Source organism: Corallococcus terminator (assembly GCF_003611635.1).
In the GTDB taxonomy this organism is placed as follows: domain Bacteria; phylum Myxococcota; class Myxococcia; order Myxococcales; family Myxococcaceae; genus Corallococcus; species Corallococcus terminator.
This window is the reverse complement of record NZ_RAVZ01000850.1, coordinates 1-395: the sequence shown is the minus strand read 5'-3', so window position 1 is coordinate 395 and position 395 is coordinate 1. Positions and strand designations below refer to the sequence as shown.

At 58.5% G+C, this 395-nt stretch carries 1 protein-coding gene; it reads left to right on the top strand.

Annotated features, from left to right (window positions below; genetic code table 11):
* Positions 1 to 185 precede the first annotated feature (185 nt).
* A partial coding sequence (locus tag D7V88_RS44095; protein ID WP_208726816.1) for a hypothetical protein occupies positions 186 to 395 on the top strand: 210 nt, incomplete at its 3' end.

The window sequence follows — 395 nt, the reverse complement described above, 5'->3', positions numbered from 1 at the left end:
GGCCTGATTACGACCAACCTGGTGTCTCATTAATCCGGTGCGGTACACCTGCGATAGAACCGCCGCCGGATGAGTCCCTCCACGCAGGAGGGACGAGAACAGCGGCAGTCCCCTCCATCGCCTCTTGCACTAATTAGTGCGTTTTCTGCACTAATTGCTTGAGAATGGCCTGAATTTAGTGCCAGATGGATGCCGCGCGGAGAACCGTCGTGTCGAGAACTCCCAGCGCCACCGAGCTAATGGGCAAGTACCAAGTCAACGTGACCTCAGAGCTTTTCCACATCGCGCAGGAGCGCGTGGGGGAACTCGGGTCCTTGCCAGCCGTCTTGAATGAGGCCCTTGAGGACAGCGCGTTCTATTTCGACATGCCGCTGACGGCTCGGGGCCTTCTGGAG